The following is a 1928-nucleotide window of genomic DNA, read 5'->3' as shown; positions in this document are numbered from 1 at the left end:
ATGGTGCCTCTATGTAATCGTTGCCGCTCCTGCCTGCGCTAAGCTAGGCGCCCCTATTTGTATACGCCGCCCATGCTCGAAATCGATTCCCTCTCCCGTTCCTTCAACGGCCGCCGGGTGCTGGCCGAGGTGTCCCTGCGGCTGGCGCCGGGGGAGTATGTGGCGATCGTCGGGGAGTCGGGGGTGGGCAAGTCGACGCTGCTCAACCTGATCGCCGGGCTGGATCGGCCTGATTCGGGGCGGGTGGTGCTGGATGGCTGCGACTACGCGGGGCTCGACGAGGACGGCCTGACCGGCCTGCGGCGCGACCGGCTGGGCTTCGTGTTCCAGGCCTTTCATGTGCTGCCCCACCTCACCGTGCTGCAGAACGTGGCGCTGCCCCTGTGGTTACAGGGCGTGGACAACGCCGCGGCCGAGGCGCCGGCGCGCCAGCTGCTGGAGGCGGTGGGCCTGGGCGAGCGGGCCGGCAGCTGGCCGCGGGAGCTGTCGGGCGGCGAGATGCAGCGGGTGGCCATCGCCCGGGCGCTGGTGCACGGCCCGCGCCTGGTGCTGGCCGACGAGCCCACCGGCAATCTCGACCCGGCCAACGGGGCGCGGGTGCTGGCGCTGCTGGGCGAGCGCATTCGCGGCGCGGGGGCGATCGGGATTCTGGTCACCCATTCGCTGGAAGCCGCGGCCACGGCCGACCGGGTGCTGCGCCTCGACGCCCGGGGGCTGCACGGATGAAGCTGGCGCCGGTTTTTCTGGGTTCGCTGGCCAAGCGGCGGGCGGCGACGCTGTTCTCGTTCATCGCGATCGTGCTGGGGGTGGCGCTGGGCATGGCGGTGCAGGCGGTGCACGAGGCGGCGCTGGGCGAGTTCGGCCGTGGAATGCGCACCCTGTCGGGGGCCGCCGACCTGCAGCTGGCGGGCCCGCGGGGCGGGTTCGACGAGGCCCTCTACGCCCGCGTGCTGGCGCGCCCCGAGGTGGCGGCGGCGAGCCCGGTGATCGAGATCGAGGCGCGGGTGCCCGGCACTGACGAAAGCCTCAAGCTGCTCGGCGTGGATGTGCTGGCCCTGGCCCGGGTGAGCCCGGCGCTGCTGCCCCGGGCGGCGGACACGGCCGACCGCTTCGCGACGCTGTCGGGCGGGCTGTTTGTGAGCGAAGCGGCCCGCACGGCGTTGGGCGGCTTGCTGGGCGGGAGCCTGCGCCTGCAGGCCGGCACGCGGGAGATCGAATTGCCGGTGGCCGGCGACCTGCCGGCGGCGGGGGAGGGTCGGCGGCTGGCGGTGATGGACATCGCCGCGCTGCAGGAACAATTCGGCTGGCTCGGGCGGCTGTCGCGCATCGATGTGCGTCTGCATGATGGCGCAAACCCTGGCGCCGCGCAGGCTGCGCTGCAGGCGGCGATGCCCGCCGGGGTGCTGGTGGAGGCGCCGGAAGCGGCCGAGGACCAGGCGGCCAACCTGTCCCGCGCCTACCGGGTGAATCTGACCATGCTGGCGGCGATTGCCTTGGTGACCGGGGGTTTTCTGGTGTTCTCGGCGCAGGCGCTTTCGGTGGTGCGGCGGCGCACGGAGTTTGCGTTTCTGCGCGCGATTGGCCTCGGGCGGCGCAGCCTGTTCGGCTGGCTGCTGGCCGAAGGGGCCGCGGTGGGGCTGGCTGGCGGCGTGGTGGGCGCGGCGCTCGGGCACGGCCTGGCGTGGGGCGCGCTGGCGCTGCTGGGGGGCGACCTGGGGGCGGGGTATTTCCAGGGGCTGCGGCCGCAGCTGGTGTTCCAGCCCGGCGTGACGGTGGCCTATGTGCTGGCCGGGCTGCTGGCTGGCGCGGCGGGGGCCTGGCTGCCGGCCCGCGAGGCGGCCACGGTGGCGCCGGCCCGGGCGTTGAAGGCCGGCGACGAGGCAGCGCTGGCCGACGGCGTGGGCCGCCCCGGCTGGGCGGTCGGCCTG

Annotated in this window: 2 protein-coding genes; both read left to right on the top strand. The window is 74.2% G+C overall.

The annotated features are described in order from the left end of the window. Window positions 1–72 precede the first annotated feature (72 nt). Complete coding sequence (locus tag ZRA01_RS18180; RefSeq protein ID WP_141354790.1) at window positions 73–726, top strand: ABC transporter ATP-binding protein; 654 nt, start codon at window positions 73–75, stop codon at window positions 724–726. Further along, on the top strand, window positions 723–1928 hold a 1206-nt coding region (locus ZRA01_RS21305), incomplete at its 3' end, for an ABC transporter permease (protein WP_141354789.1). The genes ZRA01_RS18180 and ZRA01_RS21305, both read left to right, overlap by 4 nt.

Source organism: Zoogloea ramigera, from assembly GCF_006539865.1.
In the GTDB taxonomy this organism is placed as follows: domain Bacteria; phylum Pseudomonadota; class Gammaproteobacteria; order Burkholderiales; family Rhodocyclaceae; genus Zoogloea; species Zoogloea ramigera.
Note: the sequence above shows the minus strand (reverse complement) of the source record. Positions and strands in the feature narration are given on the sequence as shown.